Origin of the sequence: Crossiella sp. S99.2, assembly GCF_023094165.1 — a bacterium.
Classification (GTDB): Bacteria; Actinomycetota; Actinomycetes; order Mycobacteriales; family Pseudonocardiaceae; genus Crossiella.
Window position 1 is genome coordinate 38,367 of the sequence record NZ_JALMDK010000027.1, and the last position, 23,682, is coordinate 62,048.

At 72.9% G+C, this 23,682-nt stretch carries 17 protein-coding genes; 12 read left to right on the forward strand and 5 right to left on the reverse strand.

Going from position 1 to position 23,682, the window contains the following annotated elements; genetic code table 11:
• Positions 1 to 56: 56 nt before the first annotated feature.
• Positions 57 to 1,097: a hypothetical protein gene (locus MZC64_RS46585; protein ID WP_247766068.1), complete on the reverse strand. Its 1,041-nt coding sequence runs from the start codon at positions 1,095 to 1,097 to the stop codon at positions 57 to 59.
• Positions 1,094 to 1,663, reverse strand: a complete 570-nt coding sequence (locus MZC64_RS46590; protein ID WP_247766067.1) for an RNA polymerase sigma factor — start codon at positions 1,661 to 1,663, stop codon at positions 1,094 to 1,096. Before MZC64_RS46590 ends, MZC64_RS46585 begins: the two co-directional genes overlap by 4 nt.
• A 115-nt stretch (positions 1,664 to 1,778) precedes the next feature.
• Here MZC64_RS46590 and MZC64_RS46595 point away from each other — a divergent pair, with 115 nt between their 5' ends.
• From MZC64_RS46595 to MZC64_RS46630, 8 genes are all read left to right on the forward strand, one after another.
• Positions 1,779 to 2,537, forward strand: coding sequence for a L,D-transpeptidase family protein (locus tag MZC64_RS46595; RefSeq protein WP_247766066.1), 759 nt, complete (start codon positions 1,779 to 1,781; stop codon positions 2,535 to 2,537).
• A 159-nt stretch (positions 2,538 to 2,696) separates the two neighbouring features.
• Positions 2,697 to 6,551, forward strand: coding sequence for a Pls/PosA family non-ribosomal peptide synthetase (locus MZC64_RS46600; RefSeq protein WP_247766065.1), 3,855 nt, complete (start codon positions 2,697 to 2,699; stop codon positions 6,549 to 6,551).
• Positions 6,548 to 7,837 carry a M1 family metallopeptidase gene (locus tag MZC64_RS46605; protein ID WP_247766064.1) on the forward strand — a complete coding sequence of 430 codons (1,290 nt, stop codon included), beginning with the start codon at positions 6,548 to 6,550 and terminating at the stop codon, positions 7,835 to 7,837. The genes MZC64_RS46600 and MZC64_RS46605 overlap by 4 nt, the downstream gene beginning before the upstream one ends.
• Before the next feature lie 134 nt (positions 7,838 to 7,971).
• Entirely contained in the window at positions 7,972 to 8,781 is an 810-nt protein-coding gene (locus tag MZC64_RS46610) for a poly-gamma-glutamate hydrolase family protein (RefSeq protein ID WP_247766063.1), read from the forward strand.
• Between the two features lie 22 nt (positions 8,782 to 8,803).
• Positions 8,804 to 9,187: a VOC family protein gene (locus MZC64_RS46615; RefSeq protein WP_247766062.1), complete on the forward strand. Its 384-nt coding sequence runs from the start codon at positions 8,804 to 8,806 to the stop codon at positions 9,185 to 9,187.
• Positions 9,188 to 9,271: 84 nt separating this feature from the next.
• Positions 9,272 to 9,958: a response regulator transcription factor gene (locus MZC64_RS46620; RefSeq protein ID WP_247766061.1), complete on the forward strand. Its 687-nt coding sequence runs from the start codon at positions 9,272 to 9,274 to the stop codon at positions 9,956 to 9,958.
• Complete coding sequence (locus MZC64_RS46625) at positions 9,955 to 10,998, forward strand: ATP-binding protein (RefSeq protein ID WP_247766060.1); 1,044 nt, start codon at positions 9,955 to 9,957, stop codon at positions 10,996 to 10,998. The genes MZC64_RS46620 and MZC64_RS46625 overlap by 4 nt, the downstream gene beginning before the upstream one ends.
• Before the next feature lie 68 nt (positions 10,999 to 11,066).
• Positions 11,067 to 12,794, forward strand: coding sequence for a DUF4153 domain-containing protein (locus MZC64_RS46630; RefSeq protein ID WP_247766059.1), 1,728 nt, complete (start codon positions 11,067 to 11,069; stop codon positions 12,792 to 12,794).
• Here the strand turns inward: MZC64_RS46630 and MZC64_RS46635 are convergent.
• From MZC64_RS46635 to MZC64_RS46645, 3 genes are all read right to left on the reverse strand, one after another.
• Positions 12,753 to 13,478, reverse strand: coding sequence for a DUF2306 domain-containing protein (locus MZC64_RS46635; protein ID WP_247766058.1), 726 nt, complete (start codon positions 13,476 to 13,478; stop codon positions 12,753 to 12,755). The two genes, MZC64_RS46630 and MZC64_RS46635, sit on opposite strands and share 42 nt — an antisense overlap.
• Before the next feature lie 110 nt (positions 13,479 to 13,588).
• A complete protein-coding gene (locus MZC64_RS46640) occupies positions 13,589 to 15,139 on the reverse strand; it encodes a sensor domain-containing diguanylate cyclase (RefSeq protein WP_247766057.1) in 1,551 nt (516 codons plus the stop codon).
• On the reverse strand, positions 15,139 to 16,338 hold the full coding sequence (locus MZC64_RS46645) for an FIST signal transduction protein (protein ID WP_247766056.1): 1,200 nt from the start codon (positions 16,336 to 16,338) through the stop codon (positions 15,139 to 15,141). Before MZC64_RS46645 ends, MZC64_RS46640 begins: the two co-directional genes overlap by 1 nt.
• A 437-nt stretch (positions 16,339 to 16,775) precedes the next feature.
• Here MZC64_RS46645 and MZC64_RS46650 point away from each other — a divergent pair, with 437 nt between their 5' ends.
• The 4 genes from MZC64_RS46650 to MZC64_RS46665 all read left to right on the forward strand — a co-directional run bounded on the left by MZC64_RS46650 (position 16,776) and on the right by MZC64_RS46665 (position 23,516).
• On the forward strand, positions 16,776 to 17,198 hold the full coding sequence (locus tag MZC64_RS46650; protein ID WP_247766055.1) for a hypothetical protein: 423 nt from the start codon (positions 16,776 to 16,778) through the stop codon (positions 17,196 to 17,198).
• A gap of 88 nt (positions 17,199 to 17,286) precedes the next feature.
• Complete coding sequence (locus tag MZC64_RS46655) at positions 17,287 to 20,268, forward strand: type 2 lanthipeptide synthetase LanM family protein (RefSeq protein WP_247766054.1); 2,982 nt, start codon at positions 17,287 to 17,289, stop codon at positions 20,266 to 20,268.
• Positions 20,269 to 20,310: 42 nt separating this feature from the next.
• Complete coding sequence (locus MZC64_RS46660; RefSeq protein ID WP_185009726.1) at positions 20,311 to 20,538, forward strand: hypothetical protein; 228 nt, start codon at positions 20,311 to 20,313, stop codon at positions 20,536 to 20,538.
• An 86-nt stretch (positions 20,539 to 20,624) separates the two neighbouring features.
• Entirely contained in the window at positions 20,625 to 23,516 is a 2,892-nt protein-coding gene (locus tag MZC64_RS46665) for a LuxR family transcriptional regulator (RefSeq protein WP_247766053.1), read from the forward strand.
• The last annotated feature ends 166 nt before the right edge of the window (positions 23,517 to 23,682 follow it).

Below are 23,682 nucleotides of genomic sequence, written 5' to 3' on the forward strand. Positions count from 1 at the left end.
CACCCGACTGACACCCAGCTCTTGGCCAGGTCGTGGCCGTTTCGTGGCAAATCCGCTCAGCGGACCTCTGCCAGCGACCGCACCGCGCCTTCGGCCAGGTACAGCGTGTAGCTGACCGAGGCCACCGGGTAGGTCTGCCGCTGGGTGTCCTTGGGCGGCGCGACGGTCTCGCTCTGGCTGAGCAGGGTGTACGTGGCCGGGTCGATGACCAGCTCCCGGCGCAGGCCCGGCGAGTTCTCGTAGACCAGGGCGCGGCCGGCCCGGCCGAGGCGGTCGGTGGCCGGGGTCTCGGTGACCTCGGCGGCCCGGGTGGCCACCGTCCAGGCGGCGGCGCGCTGCTGCGGGGTGGCGCCGATGGCCAGCAGCACCTCGACCGCGTGCCGGAGCTGGTCCCACCTGCTCGCCGCACCCTCGAAGTGCTTCTGCCCGTTGTGGCGGCTCTGCCGGATCAGCTCGTCGAACTGGATGGTCAGTTCGTCCGCGGTCGCGGCGAGTTCGGTGACCGGGCGGTTGCCGACCCGGTCGGTGGGCAGCAGGTTGATGGTCTGGTAGCTCAGGCCGCTGGCCTCGGGATCGGTGCGCGGGCCCACGCCGGGCACGGTGCGGTCCTCCGGGGTCAGCCGCAGGCCGAGGTTCTTGCCGGTGTTGTCGGCCAGCCAGTTCGCGCACAGGCCGCGGTTGTCCACCGGGGCGCAGTTGAGCACCTGGTGCGGTTCGAGTTTGGCCCGGATCGCCCGGGGATCGCCCAGTTCGGCCCACAGTTCGGCGGTACCGCGGATCTCCGCGGTGATGTCCACGAAGTCACCGCCCAGATGTTTCGTGCTGACGTACTGGTTGCCGGTGATCACCTTGCGGTAGCCGATGTGCCCTGGCGCGGGCGACATCTGGGTCGGAGTGTCCGGAGTGGACGGTTGCAGCAACGCGGGCACGGCGGCAGCCGCGCCCAGGCCCAGCACGGTGACCGCGGCCACCGCCAGCCAGGCGAAGCCGGATCGTTTCGTCCGTCCACTGTGGACTGACTCTTCGTCGGCCACCTGGAGCAGCCCGTCCAGCATCCGTTGTTCCAGTGGGCTCAACGGTTCCCGGTCCTCGCTCACAGCGAACCCACCAGCGCGAGCACCGGGGCCGGCAGTGCGGCGCGGAGTTTGCGGCGAGCCCTGGCCAGGCGCATCCGGGCCGCGGCCGGGGCGATGCCGAGCACCGAGGCGGCCTCGGCGGAGGTCAGCCCGTCCATCGCGACCAGCAGGAACAGCTCGCGTTCGGCCGGGCTCAGCGCGTCCACCGCGTGCTGCAGCAGTTCGGCGCTGCGCGCGGCGTCGATCCGCCCGGCCAGCTCGCTGTGGTCCTCCGGGCTCAGCTCGCGGCGGCCGTAGACCCGCTGCAACGCCCTGGCCTCGCGGCCCCTGGACCGGCCGTGCGCGGCGATCAGGGTGGCGGCGATGCCGAACAGCCAGGCCCTCGGCGTGCCCCTGGCCGGGTCGTAACGCCCGGCGGTGCGGATGACCTCAAGGAACACCACCGCCACCAGGTCGGCGGCGTCGGTCGGGTTACCGAGCCTGCGCCCGGCGTAACCGAGCAGGGCACGCACGTGCCGACGGTACAGCTCGGCCAGCGCTTCCCGGTCGTGACCGATGCGCGGCACCAGGTCCTCGTCCTCCGCCATCACGACCGGAATACGCCGAAGTCACCTGGTTGGTTGCCCAGGGATGTTGCGCTGCCCACGTTATCGGCCAAGCACTGGTGAGCGAACCTTTCGGAAAGGCGTGAGGACTGTGGGCGTGCGCGGGCGATATGTGGTCGGTGCGTTGCTGGCGGCGGCGGTCGGCGGGACGGGCGTGGCCGCCTACACCGTGCTGACCCCACGGGGACCGGTGACCGTGGCGGAACAGCCGGTGACCGTGCAGCCACAGGCCGCGCCGGTGCCGGTGCACGAGGTCGCGCCACCGCCCTCGGCCCCGCTGGCCGAGGGCGCGCGCGGACCCGAGGTGCTCGCGGCACAGAAGGTGCTGGCCGATCAGGGCTACCAGGTGCGCGAGGTGAACGGCGTCTTCGACACCGAGACCCGGCACGCGGTGATCGCTTTCCAGAAGGTGCACGAGCTGGAGCGGACCGGGATCATCGAGGCCGCCACCGCCGCCGCGCTGCGCCACCCGGTGCGGCCGGTTGCCCAGGCACGCAAGGGTTTCCGGGTCGAGGTGGACCTGGCCAAGCAGGTCACCTACTTCCTGGACGACAACGGTGCGATCGAGCGCATCTACGACTCCTCCACCGGCCGGGACCAGCCGGGCAAGCACACCCCGGCCGGGGAGTTCGCGGTCACCCGGCAGATCAACGGCTGGCGGCACGCCCCGCTCGGCCCGATGTGGCGGCCCTCCTACATCGGCCAGGGCGGCAGCGATCAGGGAATCGCCTTCCACGGCGGGGAACCGGTGGAGACCTGGCCGGCCAGCAACGGGTGCATCCGGATGACCGATGCGAGTGTCAACGAGACGTTCGCCCTGCTGCGAGTGGGTACGAAGGTGCTCGTGCACCCGTGAGTTGAGCCACGACTGAGTGGTTCGCGGTGCGGTTGTTCACTTTTCCTGGGTATGGTGTCCGTTTGGCGTTGGCCTGTCCGGCGTTGAGACACCTACTTCCCGGGAAGGCCGGAGTTGACCTCAGTCGACGAGTCCTTGTTCGCCCCCACGACTATTCCGTTGGCACCAGCCGTTTTCCGCGCTGGTGCGACCCCGGCTGAGCGGACTCTGCTCGACATCCTCAACACCACGGCCCGTCGGCACCCGACCGCTCCCGCGGTCGACGATGGCAGCACCACCCTGACCTACCGCGCCCTGCTCGCCGAGGTCGAGTCGGTGCGGCAACGCCTTGCCGCACACGGCATCGGCCGCGGCGACCGGGTCGGTGTGCGCATTCCTTCGGGCACGAACGAGTTGTACGTGGGCATTCTCGGCGTGCTCGCCGCGGGCGCGGCCTACGTGCCGGTGGACGCGGAGGATCCGGACGAACGGGCCGAACTGGTCTTCGGCGAGGCCGTGGTGTGCGCGGTGCTCGGCGCCAACGGCGCACTGACCCCGCACGCCACCCCCGGCGGTTCGGTGGGTTCGCCCACCCTGGACGACGACGCCTGGATCATCTTCACCTCCGGCTCCACCGGCAAGCCCAAGGGTGTGGCGGTCAGCCACCGCAGCGCGGCCGCGTTCGTCGACGCCGAGGCCGGGCTGTTCCTCACCGAGGAGCCGATCGGGCCCGGCGACCGGGTGCTGGCCGGGCTGTCGGTGGCCTTCGACGCCTCCTGCGAGGAGATGTGGCTGGCCTGGCGGCACGGGGCCTGCCTGGTCAGCGCGCCGCGCTCGCTGGTGCGCACCGGCATGGACCTGGGCCCGTGGCTGGTCCGCAACGAGATCACCGTGGTCTCCACGGTGCCCACGCTGGCCGCGCTGTGGCCGGCGGAATGCCTGGACGACGTGCGGCTGCTCATCTTCGGCGGCGAGGCCTGCCCGCCGGAACTGGCCGAGCGGGTCGCGGTCGAGGGCCGCGAGGTCTGGAACACCTACGGGCCCACCGAGGCCACCGTGGTCGCCTGCGCCGCCCCGCTGACCGGCACCCCGCCGGTGCGGATCGGCCTGCCCCTGGACGGCTGGGAACTGGCCGTGGTGGACGCGGCCGGAGCGGTCGTGCCGATGGGCGAGACCGGCGAACTGGTGATCGGCGGGGTCGGGCTGGCCAGGTACCTGGACCCGGCCAAGGACGCGGAGAAGTACGCGCCACTGCCCGCGCTCGGCTGGGACCGCGCCTACCGCAGCGGCGACCTGGTGCGCGCCGAGGAGGCGGGCCTGCTGTTCCTGGGCCGGGCCGACGAACAGGTCAAGCTCGGCGGACGGCGGATCGAACTGGGCGAGGTGGACGCGGCCCTGCAGGCCCTGCCCGGCATCGCCGGCGCCGCCGCGGCGGTACGCAACACCAAGGGCGGCAACCAGATCCTGGTCGGCTACCTCGCGCCGGCCGCCGCTGACGAGCCCTTCGACAAGGCAGCCGCCTTGGAGCGACTGCGTTCCGCGCTGCCCGCGGCGCTGGTGCCGCTGCTGGCCGTGGTCGACACGCTGCCCACCCGCACCTCCGGCAAGGTCGACCGCAGCGCGCTGCCCTGGCCACTGACCACCGACGAACTGCCCGGCGCCGCACCGCAGCTGGCCGGCACCCAGGCCTGGCTGGCCGAGCAGTGGACCGAGATCCTCGGCCTGCCACCGGAATCCGCCGACGCCGACTTCTTCGCCAGCGGTGGCGGCAGCCTGGCCGCCGCGCAGCTCATCTCGCTGGTGCGGCGCAGTTACCCGGGCAGCTCGGTGAGCGACCTCTACCAGCACTCCACCCTGGACCGGCTGGCCGCGCGGCTGGACGAGCTGGGCGCCGAGGAAGCCACCGTGCGCGTGGTCGCGCCGACCCCGCGCCGGGCCGCGCTGATCCAGCTGCTGGTGCTGCTGCCGTTGCTGACCCTGGTCGGCCTGCGCTGGATCGTCGCGCTGGCCGCGCTGAACAACGTGCTCGCCCTGTTCGGCTCCTACTCCTGGGCGCCGACCATCTCCTGGTGGTGGGTGGGCGCGGGCGCCGCGCTGCTGTTCAGCCCGCCGGGACGGATCGCCATCGCCGCCGGTGGCGCGCGGATCCTGTTGCGCCGCCTGCGTCCGGGCAGCTACCCGCGGGGCGGCAGCGTGCACCTGCGGCTGTGGACCGCCGAACGACTGGCCGTGCTCAGCGGCGCGGGCAAGCTCTCCGGCGGCTGGATCACCACCTACGCCAAGGCTCTCGGCGTGCGCATCGGGCCGGATGTGGACCTGCACGCCGCTCCCCCGGTGACCGGCATGCTCAAGCTGGGCAAGGGTTGCGCGATCGAACCCGAGGTCGACCTGTCCGGGCACTGGCTGGACGGCGATGTGGTGCACGTGGGCCGGATCCGGATCGGCGCGGGCGCGGTGATCGGCTCGCGCAGCACGGTCTTCCCCGGCGCGCGGATCGGCAAGCGGGCCGAGATCGCCGCCGGGTCGGTGGTGCGTGGTTCGGTGCCGGCCGGTCAGCACTGGGGCGGGGTGCCGGCCACCCGGTCCAGCAAGCCCAAGAGCAAGCGGCCGCACAAGACCGCCGCGCGCAGCCGCCGCTGGTCCTTCCTCTACGGCAGCACCTCGCTCGGCCTGGACCTGCTGCCGGTGCTGGCCGTGCTGCCCGCGATCGCGCTGCTGGGCTGGTTCGTCGCCGACGACACCACGCTGTCCGGGGCGATCGGCAGCGCGCTGCTGGCCGCGCCGCTGGCCGCGATCGCCTACCTGGCAGCCACCGCGTTGTTCGTGCTGGTCGGGGTGCGGTTGTTCAGCCTGGGGCTGCACGCCGGTTATCACCCGGTGCACGGCCGGATCGCCTGGCAGGCCTGGACCGTGGAACGGTTGATGAACCACTCCCGGTCCGCGCTGTTCCCGTTGTACGCCAGCCTGTTCACCCCGGTCTGGCTGCGCATGCTGGGCATGAAGGTGGGCCGCCGGGTGGAAGCCTCCACCGTGCTCGCGCTGCCCTCGCTGACCACGGTGGCCGACGGCGCGTTCCTGGCCGATGACACCATGGTCGGCTCCTACGAACTCGGCGGCGGCTGGCTGCGCATCGACGAGGTGCGCATCGGCAAACGCGCCTTCCTGGGCAACTCCGGGATGACCGCGCCGGGTCGTTCGGTGCCCAACCGCGGCCTGGTCGGCGTGCTCTCCGCCGCGCCCAAGCGGGCCAAGGCGGGCAGCTCCTACCTGGGCATGCCGCCGATCAAACTGCCGCGCAACACCGAGAAACGCGATGAGGGCCGCACCTTCGCCCCGCCGCGCCGCCTGGTGCTGGCCCGCGCGCTGGTCGAGCTGTGCCGGGTGATCCCGGTGATGGCCACGGTCGCGCTGGCCGTGCTCACCCTGGCCGCCTTCGAGATCGTCGCCGCGCAGGCAGGGTTCGGGATCGCGCTGCTGGTCAGCGGCCTGGTGCTGTTCGGGGCCGGGGTGCTGGCCTGTGTGGTCTCCAGTGCCGCGAAATGGGTGCTGGTCGGGCGGTTCCGCGCGGTGGAGCACCCGCTGTGGAGTTCCTTCGTGTGGCGCAACGAATTGGCCGACACCTTCGTCGAGGTGCTCGCGGTGCCCTGGCTGGCCGGTGCGGTCGGCGGCACCCCGCTGATGAACCTGTGGCTGCGCTCGCTGGGCGCCAGCGTAGGCAAGGGCGTGTGGTGCGAGACCTACTGGCTGCCCGAGGCCGACCTGGTCAGCCTGGGCGCGGGCGCCAGCGTGAACCGCGGCTGTGTGGTGCAGACACACCTGTTCCACGACCGGATCATGCGGATGGACGTGGTCACCCTGGCCGCGGGCTCGACCATGGGCCCGCACGGCATCGTGCTGCCCGGGGCCACCGTCGGCGCGGGCGCCACGGTCGGACCCGGCTCGCTGGTGATGCGCGGCGAGACCGTCCCGGCCGACACCCGCTGGCTGGGCAACCCGATCGCCGCCTGGCAGCCGGAAGGATCCCGCCGAGGGTGAACCACCAGCCCTACTTCCCCCAGCACGGCAACGAGGGGTACCGGGTCCGGCACTACGACCTGGACCTGGACTACCGCCCCAGTTCGCACCGGCTGACCGGCCGGGCCAGCGTGATCGCGGTCGCCGAGCAGGCGCTGCCCTCGATCGTGCTGGACTTCGGCCGGTTCCGGGTGGACCGGGTGCTCGTCGACGGCAAACGGCCCGCCAAGTGGTCGCACGCCAACGGCAAGCTCCGGCTGCGCCCGGCCAGGCCGCTGGCGCCGGGCGCGGAGTTCACCGTGGAGGTGCGCTACGCCGGTCCGCCGCACCCGGTGCGCAGCGCGTTCGGCGAGATCGGCTGGGACCAGCTCACCGACGGCGCCATCGTGGCCAGCCAGCCCACCGGCGCGCCGAGCTGGTTCCCGTGTGACGACCGGCCCGATTCCAAGGCCACCTACCGGATCGCGGTGACCGCGCCCAGCGACTACACCGTTTTCGCCAACGGCAGGCTGCGCTCGGTCAAGGAGCACGGCGGCAGCGCCACCTGGGTGCACCACCAGTCCGCGCCGATGCCCAGTTACCTGGCCACCGTCCAAATCGGACGGTACGAGATCCTGGAGCTGCCCGGTCCGGTGCACCAGCCCGCCGGGGTGCCCGCGGCGCTGGAATCGGTGTTCCGGCACGACTTCGGCCGCCAGCCGGAGATGCTGCGGGTGTTCCAGGAGCTGTTCGGCCCTTACCCGTTCGAGGAATACGCGGTGGTGGTCGCCGACGACGACCTGGATGTGCCGATCGAGGCGCAGGGCCTGTCCGTGTTCGGCCGCAACCACCTGGACGGCCGTCGCGGGCACGAACGCCTGGTGGCGCACGAACTGGCGCACCAGTGGTTCGGCAACAGCCTCACCCTGGCCGACTGGCGGGACATCTGGCTGCACGAGGGTTTCGCCTGCTACGCGGAATGGCTGTGGTTCGAGTTCGCCGACGGCGTGCCCGCAGGCGTTCCCGCGCAACGGTTCATGCGCAAGCTGGCCGGGCTGCCGCAGGACCTGGTGATCGGCGATCCCGGCCCGGCCCGGATGTTCGACGACCAGGTGTACGACCGGGGCGCGCTGACCTTGCACACACTGCGGCGGCACCTCGGCGATCCGGCGTTCTTCAAGCTGCTCAAGGAATGGACCGCCACCCACCGGCACGGTTCGGTGCGCACCAACGACTTCATCGCCCTGGCGCAACGGCATAGCCCGCACCCGCTGGACGAGCTGTTCCGGAAGTGGCTGTTCGAACCGGCGCTGCCCCCGGCCGGGTGAGCCGGGGCAACCCCGGTTCGCACACCCCTCCGGCGCCGAGTTGGCCCAAGTCGTACGCATGGTTGGCCCAACCGGTCGTACCACTTTGGCCAACCAGACGGCCGACCCCGGCCCGCTGACGCAGAATGGCCGGTATGAGCACCGCGAGCAGGAGAACCTTCCTCGGTCTGGCCGCCGTGACCGCGTTCCCGGTGCTGACCGCCCGGCCCGCGCTGGCCGCGGACAAGTACCCGTCCAACACCGCGCTCTACGCCGACCCGGAGCTGGCAGAGGGCATCGACTACGCCCGCCGGTACCGCCGGCCGGAGCGCTTCGACGACGATCTGAGCAAGCGGTTTCCCTTTCCGGACACCGCGATCCTGGCCCCGCACGGCGGCGCGATCGAGGGCGGCACCTCCGAGCTGTGCCACGCCATCGGCGGTTACCACCCGGGCACCCTGGAACCCTCGCCGGCGGACGGGCCGCGGTATGACCTGTGGATGTTCGAGGGCATCCGCCCGGCCGACAACAGCGAACTGCACGTGACCTCCACGCACTGCGACGATCCGGTCGCGCGCTCGCTGGCCGGCGGGGCATGGCGGGCGGTGGGCGTGCACGGCTGCTCCCCCACGCCACTCGGCCTGCCAGCCGGGGCGCGGGCGGTGCTGGTCGGCGGGCGGGACGACCTGCTCCGGCAGGCGCTGCTGAACCGGTTGGGGGCGGCCGGTTTCCAGGTCGTAGACGGGGTGAGCCACCCGACGCTGTCCGGGCGGGATCCGGCGAACATCGCCAATCGCACCCTCAGCGGCGGCGGTGGCCAGCTGGAACTCACCACCGGGCTGCGGGATGCCATGTTCGGCATCAACACCCGGCCGGAGCGCCGGCACACCACGACTCCAGTCTTCTGGGACTTCGTCTCGGCCGTCCGGGTGGCGATCGCGGATGTGGCGTTGACCTCCAGTTAAGTAGAGATTCTAACTTCGTTGTATGGCAATCGAACTGAACCACACCATCGTCCAGTCCACCGACAAGAAGGTCGCCGCGGAGTTCCTCACCGGGCTGCTCGGCCTGCCGGACGCCGTGCCGTTCGGGCCTTTCCTGGCCGTGGAACTGTCCAATCAGGTCACTCTCGACTACCTCGACGTCGAGGGCACCCCGGTGCCCAACCACTACGCGTTCATGATCACCGAGGCCGAGTTCGACGAGATCTACGGCCGGATCACCGAGCGCGGGCTGGACCACTGGGCCGACCCGATGCAGACCAGGCCGAATGAGATCAACACCAACGACGGCGGTCGCGGGGTGTACTTCCTCGGGCCGGACGGGCACGTGCTGGAGATCATCACCCGCCCGTACGGCAGCGGTGAGTGACCGGACCTGAACCCGTCGTAGCCTGCACAGTATCTTCACACTCTCTCCGCCCCCTCTCCATGGCGGCCGCCTAGGGTCGGTGCCATGGCTGGGGAAACACACCGGGTGCTGGTGGTCGAGGACGAGTTGACCATCGCCAGCTCCATCGCGGTCCGGCTGCGGGCCGAGGGCTTCGCGGTGGAGCTGGCGCACGACGGACCGGCCGCGGTGGCCAAGGCCGCCGAGCTGGATCCGGACCTGGTGGTGCTGGACATCATGCTGCCCGGCTTCGACGGGCTGGAGGTGTGCCGGCGGATCCAGGCCCGGCGCGCGGTGCCGGTGCTGATGCTCACCGCGCGGGACGACGAGACCGATCTGCTGGTCGGCCTGGCCGTCGGCGCGGATGACTACCTCACCAAACCCTTCTCCATCCGGGAGCTGGCGGCCCGGGTGCACGCGCTGCTCCGGCGAGTGGAACGGGCCGCCCAGGCCCGCACCGCCGGAGTGTCGCTGCGGGTGGGGGACCTCGAGATCGACCCGGTGGAACGGCGGGTGCACCGGGCCGGGACCGAGGTCCACCTCACCCCCACCGAGTTCGAGCTGCTGACCCGGCTGGCCGAACGGCCACGCGCGGTGCTGCCCAGGGAGCAACTGCTCGCCGAGGTGTGGGGCTTCGCCGGACCGGCGGCCACCCGCACCGTGGACAGTCACGTGAAAGCGTTGCGGCGCAAGCTCGGCAGCGATGTGATCCGCACCGTGCACGGCATCGGCTACGCGCTGGAGACGCCGTGAGGAAGCTGCGGCGGTGGGCCAACGCGGTCTGGGATGTGCTGCCCAGGCCGTTGGATCCGGTGCGGTCGATCAAACTCAAGCTGGGCCTGCTGGTCCTCGGTTCGGTGACGGTGGCGCTGGCCTTCTTCTGGTGGCAGATCGGCTGGATCCCGCCGCGCACCACCATCACCGCGCTGCTCGGCGCGCTGCTGGCCTCCCAGCTGATCGCGCACGGGATGACCAAACCGTTGCGGGACATGACCTCGGCCGCGATCGGCATGGCCGCCGGGAACTACCGCGAGCGGGTGCGGGCCACCTCCAAGGACGAGGTCGGCCAGCTCGCCACCGCGTTCAACCAGATGGCCGCGGACCTGGGCGCCGCCGATCAGCAGCGCCGCGAGCTGATCGCGAACGTCTCGCACGAGCTGCGCACGCCGATCACCGCGTTGCGCGCGGTGCTGGAGAACGTGGTGGACGGGGTCACCCAGCCCGATTCGGCCACCATGCACACCGCGCTGGCGCAGACCGAACGCCTCGGCACGCTGGTCACCGAACTGCTGGACCTGTCCCGGATCGACGCGGGGGCGCTCACCCTGGACAAGCGGCACTGGGCGCTGGCGCCGATGCTGGCCCAGGCGGTGGCCGAGACCGAGGTGATGACCGCGGTGGCCGGCCGGGGGGTGCGCTTCACCGTGGCGGTGGACCCGCCGGAGGCCGTGGTGCTGGCCGATCAGGCGCGGCTGCGCCAGGTGCTGGTGAACCTGCTGGACAACGCGGCCCGGCACGGTCCGCCGGGCGGGCGGGTGTGGATCAGCGCCAGCGCTGGGGTGGAGTCGGTGGTGCTCGAGGTCCGCGATGAGGGGCCGGGAATCCCGCTGGCGGAACGGGACCGGGTGTTCGAGCGGTTCACCAGGGGGGAACGGGCCGGCGGCGGCGGGACCGGGCTGGGCCTGGCCATCGCGCGCTGGGTGGTGGATCTGCACGGCGGCACGATCGCCGCGGCTGGACCGGATTCCGGCGGCTGCCGGATCCGGGTGACGTTGCCGAACTTGGCTGACTGACCGGGTTTTCTCGCACTTGCCGGGCCATGGATGTGGCCGGGCCGATGGCTGCTGCCTTGAGGATGAGGATGAACGGGAAAGCACACGACGGGTGGGACCAGGCCGCCGAGGCAGCCAAGGAGCCGGGGGCCGGGCCGGGCGAACCGGAGGTCGGCGCGGAGCAGCCGGACACCGCCGAGGGCACAACGCATCCGGACACCGCGGCTGAGGATGCGGCCGAGACCGGCGACCCGGTGAAGCCCGTGGAGCCGGAGAAGGCCGAATCGGCGTCCCACAACGGCCAAGACTCCGTACCAGAACGGCCAACACTCGGGGTGGGGGTGGCTGTCGCGGCGCCGCCGGTGTTCGCGGCGTTGCCGCCGCGGCCGTACGCGCCGGGGGCGGTGGTGCTGGCGGCGGTCGGGGTCGGGCTGGCCGGGGCGTTCGCGTTGCCGCTGGACCGGCCGGGGATCGGCTGGGGGCTGGTCGGGCTGGTGCTGGCTGCGGCCGTCTGGCTGGTCGCGCGGCGGGACGGCGAGGTCGAACTGCGAGCCGGGGAACGGGTGCTGCGGCTGGGCTGGGGGCTGCTGGCGATCGGGTTGCTGGCGGTGGGGGCGGTGCGGGACGCGTCCTGGCTGTTCACGTTGTGCGTGCTCGGCGCGGGGGTGGCCGGCTCGCTGGCGGCCGGCGGCGGGAAGTCGTTCTTCAGCCTGTTCGCGGGGGCCTTCTCGGTGCCGATCACCGCACTGGTGCGGCTGGACTGGGTGATCCGCGGGGCCGCCGCGTTGCGGGTGCGCGGCACCCGGGGGCGGATGCTGGTGTCGGTGGTCGTCTCGGTGGTGCTGCTGCTGGTCTTCGGCGCGTTGTTCGCCGGGGCGGACGCCTCCTTCGCCGCGCTGGTCTCCGCGGTACTGCCCACTGTGGACGGTCCGGCGTTCGTGCGCGGTGGATTTGTGTTCTGGGTGCTGCTGTTCGGCACCGCCGGGGCCTGCCTGGTGGCGGTCAAGGGCGCGCCGAAGGCGGCCGAGCGGTCGGCGCGCACGATCGGACTGGCGGAGTGGGCGTTGCCGGTGGCGGTGCTGGTGCTGCTCTTCGGCGGGTTCGTCGCGGTGCAGATCGCGGCGTTGTTCGGCGGCGACCAGTACGTGCGGCAGACCGTCGGCCTGACCTACGCCCAGTACGCCCGCGGCGGGTTCTGGCAGCTCAGCGCGGTCAGCGTGCTCACCCTCGCGGTGATCGGCCTGGCCACCCGGTGGGCGCCGAAGGACACCGGGGCGCAGCGGCTGTGGCTGCGGGTGCTGCTCGGCGCGCTGTCCGTGCTGACCCTGGTGATCGTGGCCTCCTCGATCAGCCGGATCCTGACCTACCAGGAGGTCTACGGCGCCACCGTGCTGCGCCTGCTGGTGCTGACCTGCGAGCTGTGGATCGGCTTCGTCTACCTGGTGGTGCTGGCCGCCGGGGTGCGGCTGCGCGGGTCCTGGGTGCCCCGGATCATGGTCACCTCCGCCCTCACCGTCCTTTTCGGACTCGCGGTGGCGAACCCGGAACGCATTGTGGCGGAAGGGAACATGGCCAAGGTCTCGCGACTGGACGCCTGGTACCTGGCGGAGATGTCGGCCGATGCGGTGCCGGTGCTGGACGGCCTGCCCGAACCCATGCGCAGCTGCGTGCTCGGGCCGATCAGCCGCAACCTGACCGCCGACCCGAGCTGGCGGGACTGGAACGCGGCCAGGTCGAGCGCCAGGGAGCTGCTCGCCCGGCGGCCGCTGGCACCGCTAGGCGACTGCGACAGCCGGGGCCTGCCGCGGCCCTACTGAGCGCTTCTTCCTGCGCTGCAACCACCATTCGGCGGCCAGCAGGGTCACCGTCCAGCCCAGCCAGGCGGTCAGGCCGGAGATCGCCTGGCCGAGGGCGATCTCGCTGCCGCCGAAGATGGTCGCCAGCTGCGGTTCCAGCCACAGCCCGACCGGGATGCCCCACAACCGGTTGGTGATGATCGACATGGTCAGCGCGAAGCTGCGGATCATCCACTTGCGATGGTCGCCGAAGCGGCGCTGCCGGGCCGCGTGCACCGCGGTGGCGGTGAAGGCCAGCCACAGCACCGCCAGCATCACGTTGCTGACCTGGTTGATCGGCCCGAACGGGCTGTTCGCGCCGACGATGAACCCGCTCACTCCGGCCGGGAGCACCCCGGCGAAGACGTAGACCCGGCCCAGGTGCTTGTGCGCCAACGGATACCGCTGCCGGAACCACGGCCATACCTGGAGGCTACCGCTGATCATCGCCACCGAGGCGAACAGCACGTGCGCCACCAGCAACGGGTAGTGCCAGCTCGCGCCGTCGGGCGCGGGCACCCGGGACTGGGCCGGGTCGAAGGTCAGGTAGCGCGGCAGGGAGAACGCCAGGAACACCGTCACCAGCAGGAACAGCGGGGCCACCCAGGGCCGTCGCCACCACCGCGTCGCGGCCGGTTCCCGTTGCGCGGTCAGGATGTCCGTCATCGTCTCCCCCGGAGTTCGCGTACTCGGTCGAGGGAAACGTTAGGCAGCGCGCGGCCCGGATCCGATGGCGGCAGACCGTGCATTCACGGTGGGCAAAGCCCTACCTCCGATCAGCCGGTCCGATCGGGCAGATCCTCCGAGCCGGTGATCAGCATGCCGTCGGAGAACACCTCGTACCGGCCGCGCCCGGCCCGCTTCGCCTGGTACATGGCCACATCCGCGCGCCGCATCAGGTCGGCGGCATCGGCCGTGCCACGTGGGCTGAGCGCGATGCCGATACTGGCGTTGACCCGCAGCTGCCTGCCTGCGATGAGCATCGGCTCGGCCAGCGCGTTCAGGATCCGTTGCGCCACCAGCACCGCGTCCTCGGTGTTCTCCACCCCGGTGAGCAGCACCGCGAACTCGTCCCCGCCCAGCCGGGCGGCCACATCCGAGCTGCGCAGCTGGGATTTGAGCCGTTCCGCGGTGCAGATCAACAGGTTGTCGCCGGCCGCGTGGCCCAGGGTGTCGTTGACCGCCTTGAACCGGTCCAGGTCCACGAACAGCACCGCCACCCGGTCCGGGCCCGCGGTCAGCGGGGTGGCCTGGGTGAGCAGCTGGGAGAGCTGGTCCAGGAACAGGCCGCGGCTGGCCAGTCCGGTCAGCGAGTCGTGGAAGGCCCGGCGCATCTGCTCGACCGTGTTGGCGTCGGTGAGGGCCAGGCTGACGTGCTCGGCGAAGGAACGCAGCATCTGCACGTCGGCGCCGGCGTAGCGGCGGGTGGCCTGGCCGGAGCCGATCAGCAGGCTGCCCGCCACCTCCCCGCTGTCATAGACCGGGGCGGCCATCGCCGCGCGCAACCGCCCGTCGGTCAGCCGGTGCAGCAGCGCGGCCTCCGGCAGCCGCCCGTAGCGCACCACCACGTCCTCCACCAGCACCGCCTCGCCCGCGGCCCCGGTCTCCACCAGCCGCACCCCGGACCGCTGTTCCTGCTGGTCCGGGCGCAGACCGACGCTGGCGGCCAGCCGCAGTTCGTCCGGCTCGGCCGAATCCCGCAGCCACAGCCCGACGATGCCGGCGCCGAGCAGGTCCGCGGCCGCGTTGGTGATCATGTCCAGGATCTGCGGCAGCGGGCGGCGGCGGGAGATGGCCCGCTGCACCTCGAACAGGTGCTCCATCAGCCGTTGCCGCTGGCGCAGGGTGGCCACCAGTTCGGCGTTCTCCGCGGCCTGCCGTTCGCTGCGCTCGCGCATGGCGTGCTCGGCCTGCAGCGTGCGCAGCATGGTCAGGGTCAGTTCCAGCAGCCGGGCCATCCCGCGCATGAGGTGGCGTTCCTCGACCGAGAACTCCTCCGCCCAGCGGGCCAGCACCAGGTGCCCAGGGTGGCTGCCGCCCCAGCCGGTGGCCACCGCGTGCGTGCGGCCCAGACCCGGCACCTCCAGGTCCTCGCGCTCCTGCCGGGTCACCTCCAGCAGTTCGGCCACCGGCGCCGCCCCGGCCGGGAAGCCAATGCAGGCGGTCACCTCACTGCCGAAGACCACCGCGGCCACCTCGGCCTCCAGGGCCTGGGCGGCCCGTTCCACCGCGCCGTGCACCGCCGAGTCCTCATCGGGGTAGGCCGAGACCACGGCCAGCAACTCCAGTAGCTGCTGGCCGTGCAGGGCCTCAAGGGAGTCCGCCATCAGCCGAGCGCCAGCACCGCGAGAGTCTGGTTGTGGAACCCGTCGATGCCGCGCACCCGCGCGATCTCGCCCGAGGTGTGGAACCCGCCGAAGGGCCTGCCCGCGCAGCGCCCGGCGAAGGTCTCGTTCTCCCGGCGGGTGCCGTCCTGGCCGAGCACCGGCAGCAACGCACTGCAACTGAAGGTGAGCAGCCCCAACGGTTCCGTGCCGTCCAGCCCGTCGATCGCCTCGGCGCATGCCTCGTCGGCCGCGGCCAGGATGGACTGCTCGTCCCCGCACATCGCCCAGGTCAGGCAGCCGTGGTCGATCGCGCTGCCGCCGCTGATGGTCCGGCCCGCCAGGTCGAACCCGGTGGCCAGATTGCGCGGCTGCACCCCGCTGCGCCGCTGCACGCCCAGCGGACGCGGCAGCGCGAACCGGGTGAACTCGGCTGCGTCGACATAGGCTTCCGGTGGTGCGCCCAGCCGGTCCAGGTAGACGTCCATGGCCGGGCGGTCGTCGAGCGTGTACACCCGGCCGTCCCCGGTGCTGGTGACGATCATCGGGTCACCGAACTTGCGCCAGCCGTGTTTGACCGAGACCGACAGCGGCCCGGCCGAGACGATGGTGGCCGCGACCACCGCGTCGGTGTGCACCTTGCCGTCGTGGAAGAGGAAGGTGCTGGCGACCAGCCCCCGGCTGGTGTCCCGCTGCTCGGCCGCCGCGCCGCCGACCATGGGCACCCCCGCGCCGAGCACGCCGTAACAACCACGCAGGATCGACTCCTGCTCCCGCACCAGGCTGTCGGTGAGCAGCAACATCACCTTGTTGGGCAGCCCCGAGCGGTCTTCGGCCGCGGCGGCGACCTCGGCCCCGGCCACCCGCTGCCGCCCGGCCACCCCCTCGGCGACCGCGGTGGTCACCGAGAAACCCGGTCCACCCATGGCGATCGCCACGATGGACCCGCCGCGCGAGCCACTCGGACTGATCTCCCCGCGGGACGAACACCCGATCACCGGCACGCCAGGAGCGGCCATGGCCAGCCCCTCGGCCACCTGCGCCGGGTCGTAGACCACGGAGGCGAAGACCAGTAGCAGCCGCGCATCCTCGCCGTTGAGCGCGCCCGAAGCGGCCCGGAAGGCCGCGATGGCGGCATCCGGCCCAGCAGCCGAGCCCACACCCAGCCAGCGGCCATCGGCCCCGACGCCGTTTCCGCTCATTCACCCCTCCAGCCGGTGAGTCCGGTACCAAAGTAGTGCCAGCCCGGCGTCACCACCATGAGGCGCGAGTATCCGACACCCACCGGAGTCATCGGAGGTCTTGTCCAAGTTGGCCGATGTTGCGCGATGCAACGAGGTTCCGGCCAGTCCGGTCGCGAGCCGAGGCTACCGTCCATTGTGGACACTTGCTGGCCGTGTTCAGGCAGTTCCGCCTGCCACGCCCAGTCACCCGGGAAGATGCGTGCCCACCACGCATGCGCCACCCCCGCCCCACCACGCACGCTCACTCCACCCCCACCCGGACGGAGTGCGTGCGATGCCCTTGCGGGACCTCGGTTTCAGCGCGGCGGCCGAAGCCGTCTACCGCGCCCTCCTGGACAACCCCGACACCACCCCCGACCACCTCGCCTGGCTGGCCAACGCCCCCCCTCGACCCGGTGCTCGACGCCCTGCTGGACCTCGGCGTCGTCCGCCCCACCCCGGACAGCCCCTGCGGACTCACCGCGCTCAACCCCGCCACCGCCCTGGCCGAACTCATCAACCGCGTCGAGCAGGACCTCCTCCGCCGGCACCGCCGCGCCGGGGACACCCGCGCCGAACTCCCCGAACTCATCGCCCGCTACCACCCCACCAACACCGACACGCTGCCCGGCGAGCCGCTCAGCGAGGTCGACCGCCGGGTGCTCGAACTGCTGGCCTCCGGGATCACCGATGAGGCGGCGGCCAGGGTGGTCGGGTTCTCGGTGCGGCAGTTGCGGCGGCGGGTGGCGGCGTTGATGGCGCGGCTGGAGGCGGCCAGCCGGTTCGAGGCGGGGGTGGCGGCGGCGCGGCGGGGGTGGGTGCGGGCGGCAGGAAGGTGACATCTCGCTGGTCAGGTTCCTGACCTACCCAGGCCGGCGGAAATGTGCGTGCTTCCTACCCATGACTACGTGGTGGTGGGGTGGCAGCGTGTTCGCTGTGCCTGACGCCACCCGCCGCACCCGCCCCGAGGTCCAGCTGGACCCGAGCTGGTGGGCGCCCGCCCTCGCCCTGCACGAGCGGGCCGAGCACGGCGTGCCGACGGGCGCAGGCGACCGGCCCAAGCACTGGGACCAGGACGGACTGGACGCCGCGTTCGCGCTCCGGCTGGCCGAGCTGAACCTCACCCCGGCAGCGGCCCAGGCCCTGCGCACCGAACCCGCCGCCGAGCTGGCCGCGCGGATCCGCAAGCCGGACTGGGCGGCCTCCGCCGAGACCGCGGTGCGGATCGCGGCCTCGCTCACCGGGTCCTCGGCCGAGGGCCTGGACTGGCGGGACGCGCTGGCCCGGCCGCTGCGCCCGTTCGTGCTCGACGCCGCGGACCAGGTGGCCGCGGGCGCCGCCACGCTGCCCACCAGCGCCCTGGACCTGACCGGCGTCGCGGACAGCTTCAGCCGCACGCTGTCCCGCCGCCTGCTCTCCATCGCCGCCCGCACCCTGGTCGGCGAGCTGCACCGGCACCGCACCACCGGGCGGCTGCGCGGCCCGGACGGCCGGGCCCGGTTCACCGACTTCGCGCACCAGCTCACCGACGCCACCGGGCTGGCCGAGCTGATCACCGACTACCCGGTGCTGGCCCGGCTGCTCGCCCAGACCAGCGCGAACGCCGCCGAGGCCACCGTGGAACTGCTCGCCCGGCTCAGCGCCGACCACGCCGAACTGGTCGCGACTCTCTTCCAGGGCACCGATCCGGGTCCGCTGGTGGAGATCGAGGCGGGCAAGGGCGATCCGCACCGCGGCGGGCGCTCGGCCACCCTGCTGCGCTTCGCCGACCGGCGGCGACTGGTCTACAAACCGCGGGACCTGGGCGCGCACCTGCTGCTCGGCCGGCTGCTGGACTGGACCGAGAGCCACCTGCCCGGCCTCGGCCTGCGCGCCGCGCCCACCCTGGCCAAGGACGGCTACGGCTGGTCCGCCTACCTGCCCGGCGCGCCGGTGCACAGCCACGCCGAGGCGGCCGAGTTCTACCGCAAACAGGGTGCGCTGCTGGCCCTGCTGCACGCGGTGCAGGCCACCGACATCCACTGCGAGAACCTGATCGCCGACGGCGACACCCCGGTGCTGGTCGACCTGGAGACCCTGTTCCACCCCGACCTCACCGGCGCCCCCGGCACCGGCGATCCGGCCGCGGACGCGCTCACCGCCTCGGTGCACCGGACCGCGTTGCTGCCGCTGATCGTGGTCGGCGAACAGGGCGCGCTGGACATGTCCGGGCTCGGCGGCGACGGCGGCCGCACCGCCCCGGGCAGCGTGGTGGACTGGGCCGAACCGGGCACCGACTCGATGCGCCTGGTCCGCGCCGCCACAACCTTCGACGGCGCCCGCAACCGCCCCGTCCTGGACGGCCGCGCGATCGACCCCGGCGAGCACGAAACCGCGCTGCTGGACGGATTCCGGCTGGTCTACGACGTGATCAGCGCGCACCCGGACGAGCTGGCCGCGCTCGCCGAATCCGCCGCCGACCTGCCGCTGCGCGTGGTCACCCGCCCCACCTGGACCTACTCCACCCTGCTGGACGAGACCACCCACCCCAGCCTGCTGCGCGACGCCCTGGACCGGGACCGCGCGCTGTCCGTGCTGTGGTCCGGCCGCTCGCACCCGGTGCTGGCCCAGCTGCTGCCGCACGAGCTGGCCGACCTGTGGGCGGGGGACGTGCCGCTGTTCACCAGCGCCCCCGGCGGCGGCGAGATCCGCACCGCGGCGGGCAAACCGCTCAGCGTGCCGCTGGGGCGGACCGGACTGGCCGCCGCACTGGCCGCGATCGGCCGCTTCGGCGAGGTGGACCGGCAGGACCAGGAGTGGATCATCTCCGCCGCGCTGGCCACCCGGCAGCCCGCGGGCGATCACCAGGACGCGGCCCCGCTGCCCGGCCCGCGCACCGGCAGCGCGGCCGAACCGGACCGGCTGCTCGCCGCCGCCTCCGCGGTGGCCGACCAGATCGTGGCCCGCGGCATCCCCGGCGGCGACCGGGTCAACTGGCTCGGCCTGGAACTCGTGGACGACCGGCAGTGGCTGGTGCTGCCGATGGGCGCCGGCCTGGCCACCGGGCACATCGGGGTGGCGCTGTTCCTGGCCCAGCTCGCCGGGGCCACCGGCGTGACCCGCTACGCCGACACCGCCCGCCGGGCCCTGCGCGGGGTGCCCGAACTGCTCGCCGCGCTGGAGCGCTCGCCCCGGCTGCGGGACGCGGTCGGCTGCGGCGGCGCCCAGGGCCTGGGCGGCATCGCCTACGGCCTGGCCCGCCTGTCCGTGCTGCTGGCCGAGGACACCCTGCGCGTCAACGCCGAGACCGCGGTCCGGCTGGCCGGAGCCGCCGCCACCGCGGGCGCGGACCCGAGCTGGGCCACCGGGACCGCGGGCTGCCTGACCGCGATGCGCGCCGTGCACACGATCACCGGACTGCCCGCCGCGCGGGCCCTGGCCGACGGCTGCGTCGCACACCTCGCGCACTGCCTGGACCAGGACCTGGCACTGCCCGGCGGATTCGCCAACGGTTTCGCCGGACTGGCCTGGGCGCTGGCCCAGGACGGCCGGCGTCCTGACCTCGCGGCCGAGGCCACGCGCCGGTCCTCGGCCGCGGGGCCCGGCTGGTGCGCCGGCGCCGCCGGGCTTGCCCTGGCCACCGGCGACCTCGGCGACCTCGCCGACCACCCCGTCCTGCGCGACCTCAGCCTCTGCCACGGCGAGCTGGGCGTGCAGGAAGTGCTGACTGTGCTGGACGGCCCACCGGCCGCCCGCCGACGCCGCGCCGGACAGGTGCTCGACGCCCTGCACCGGCTCGGCCCGACCTGCGGCGCACCCGCCGGTGTGCCCACCCCCGGCCTGCTCAACGGGCTCGCCGGGATCGGCTACGGCCTGCTCCGCCTCGCCTGCCCCGAACAGGTCCCCTCGGTCCTGTTGCTGCACAGCTGATCCGACCCCCCAGCAGATTCCCCGATGACAGGAGAAACTCCCTTGTCGAAGCACATCCAGACCCCCGAGCTGCACGACTTCACCGAGCCGGTCGGCGCCCTGCGGCTGCTGCCCGAACTGAACTTCGGCGCCCGCGCGGTCGCGCTGACCCGGCTCGCGCTGCCGGTGGGCCTGCTCGCCGTCGGCTTCTTCGGCAGCGCCGCGGGCGCGCCGGTGGACGAGAGCACCGCGGCCGGCATCACCACCTGCTGCCCGCCAGTCACCCTCTGATCCCAGCTCTGCCCAAGCGGGCAGCCGAAAGGCCAGTCGGGTCACGGGACCTGACTGGCCTTTCGGCAGCGGCTAATGTCCGCTGAGTGCGGCACCGTTCGTCGATCCTGATCGGTCGGGACACCGAGCTACAGGCCGTGATGGCCGTCCTCGCGGCGGCCCGCGCCGGACGCGGCGGCGCGGTCTTCCTGGTGGGCGAGAGCGGGATGGGCAAGTCCCGGCTGGCCGCCGCGATCGCCGAATCGGCCTACTCCGCCGGGATGAGCCTGATGCGCGGACGGGCCAGCGCGATCGACCCGATGGCCCCGTTCCGCCCGCTCACCGAGGCGCTGCTCTCGCTGCTGCGGTCCGAGGACGTGCAACCGGCCGCGCTCGGCCCCTACGGCCCGGTGCTCGGCCGCCTGCTGCCCGGCTGGGGCGACGGCGGCAGCCGGGAGGGCGATTCGCTGGTCATCCTGGCCGAGGCGGTGCTGCGGCTGACCGGGCTGGTCGGCAAGGACCGCGGCTGCCTGCTGGCCCTGGACGACCTGCAGCACGCGGACGCGGAAACCCTCGCCGTGCTGGAGTACCTGATCGACAACCTGGACCTGCAGCCCACCCTGCTGCTCGGCGCGATCCGGGACGAGCCCTGCGCGGCGCTGCGGATCGCCCGCGCCGCCGCCCAGCGCGGTCAGTGCGTGCTGATCGAGCTGAACCAGCTGGACCGGGCCGGACTCGCCGCGCTGGCCGCCGCCTGCCTGGACGTGGCCGCGGTGCCGCCGGCCATCACCGACCTGCTGTGGGCGGGCAGCGGCGGCAACCCGTTCATGATCGAGGAACTGGTGGCCAGCATGGCCGAGGGCGGCCTGATCACCGCCGCCGGCGGCGTGGTCAGCATCGCCGAGGAACTGCCCGCCACCCTGCCCACCACCGTCTCCCGGGCACTGGCCCAGCGGGTGGAGGCGCTCAGCCCGCAGGCCCGCGACCTGCTCACCGTGGCCGCTGTGCTCGGCCAGCGCTTCCCGCTCACCGTGGTGCAACGGGTCACCGGCCTGTCCGACCGGGAACTGCTCAGCCTGCTGCACGGCGACCTGGCCGCCCAGCTGGTCGCGCCGGATGAGACCACCGCGGACTGGTACGCCTTCCACCACCAGCTCAGCCGCGAGGCCGTGCTGGCCCAGATCGACAAGTCCACCAGGGCCGAACTGGCCGCCACGCTGGCCGACGCGGTCGAGCAGGTGCACCCCGGCCTACCCGAGGCCTGGTGCCAGGTCGCCGCCACCCTGCGCCGCGCCGCCGGTCAGCACGGCGCGGCCGGCCGCCTCTACACCGAGGTCGGCAAACGGGCCCTCGCCCAGGGCGCGGCCGGTTCCGCGGTGGCGCTGCTGGACCAGGCGTGGGAACTGCTCCGGCACGACGAGGCCGCCAGCCGGGCCAACGCCCTGGAACTGCTCGTGCACGCACTGGCCGAGGCCGGCGAGGTGGAGCGCGCGCTGGACTCGGTGGCCATCCTGGACCAGGTCGGCGGCCTGGACCCGCGCCGCCGCGCGCACCTGCACACCCGGCTGGGCTGGGCCGCCGCGGTGGCCGGGCGCTCCGCGGACGGGATCGTGCAGGTCGAGGCGGCCCGCGCGCTGCTCGGCCCGGACCCGGCCGCCGAGGACACCGCGCCGATCGACGTGGTCGCCGCGCACCTGGCCCTGGACATCCCCGGCCCCAGCCAGCTCGCCACCGCCGAACGACTGGCCCGGCAGGCCGCCGAGGTGGCCGAGACGGTGCCGCTGCCGGTGGTGGCCTGCCAGGCCTGGCAGTTGCTCGGCGCGATCACCCGGCACCGCGACCCGGAGGAGGCCACCGCCTGCCTGGAACGGGCCCGCTCGGTCGCGGTCCGGCACCAGCTGCCGATCTGGGAGATCCACGCGCTGATCCGGCTCGGCAACGACGATGCGCTGCGCACCGGCGCGCTGGACCGCCTCGAACACACCCGCGAACTGGCCTCGGCCGCCGGCGCGATCACCGCCCGCTACCAGGCCGAGGCGAGCATCGCGCTGCACTCCATCCTGCGCGGCGAGTTCGACACCGCGCAGACCCTCATCGACGGCGTGCTGCCCGCCACCACCCGGCTGAAACTCCTGGAGACCACCCAGTACGTGCTGCTGCTGCGCGCGGTGCTGGCCGGACACCTGGGCCGTCGTCGCGAACTGGAGGAGGCGCTGGCCGAGTTCCGCGCCTGGCACGGCGACCCGGCCCTGCACGCCCCCCGCATCCACGGCCTGGCAGGCAGTTTCTGCGCGCTGCTGGAAGAAGACCGGCCCCGCGCGCTGACCGAACTCGCCCGCGCTCTCGACGGCGAGGACGGCGAAAGCTCGGTCTTCCACCTCTCCGGCCGGCACGGCCTGCACCTGCTGCTCACCGTGCTGTGCGGCCACACCGGCCGCGCCGCCTACGAGGAACTCGCCGCCAACCCGGCGGGCGGCCTGCGCTGGGACCGCCAGTTCGCCAGCTTCGCCAGGGCCGTCCTGCTCGGCCGGGAAGGCCGCGGCGAGGAAGCGACCGAGGCGGTCTTCGAGGCCCTGCGAGTCGGCCAGCCGTACGAGATGAGCAGGCACCTGGGCCTGCGCCTGGTCGGCGAGGAGGCGCTCCGCGCGGGCTGGGGCGAGCCAGTGGACTGGCTGCGCACCGCGGAGGGCTACTTCCACCGGTTGGAGGGCTCCTCGGTGGCCGGCGCCTGCCGGGCCCTGCTGCGCAAGGCGGGCGTGCGGGTCTCCCAGCACCGCGAGGGCGCCGGCGGCATCCCACCCGGCCTGCGCTCGGTCGGCGTCACCGTCCGCGAGTTCGAGGTGCTCCGCCTACTGGTCGGCCGCCTGGGCAACCGCGAAATCGCCGAACGCCTGCACCTGTCCCCCCGCACGGTGGAACGCCACGTCTCCAACCTGATCACCAAAACCGGCCTGCCCAACCGCATCGCCCTCAGCGAATACGCCGCCGACCTCGACTGACCGCCGTCGCCATCCGCCCACTTGGCCACACTGGTACGCCCACTTCGGCCAAGCCGGCGTACGAGTTTGGCCAACTGGGCGTACGAGTTGGCGGTTTCTAGTGGTGGTTGCATCGTGGTGGGCTAGCGATGCTTGGTGAGCAGGGTGTGCATGCGTTGGGCTGGAC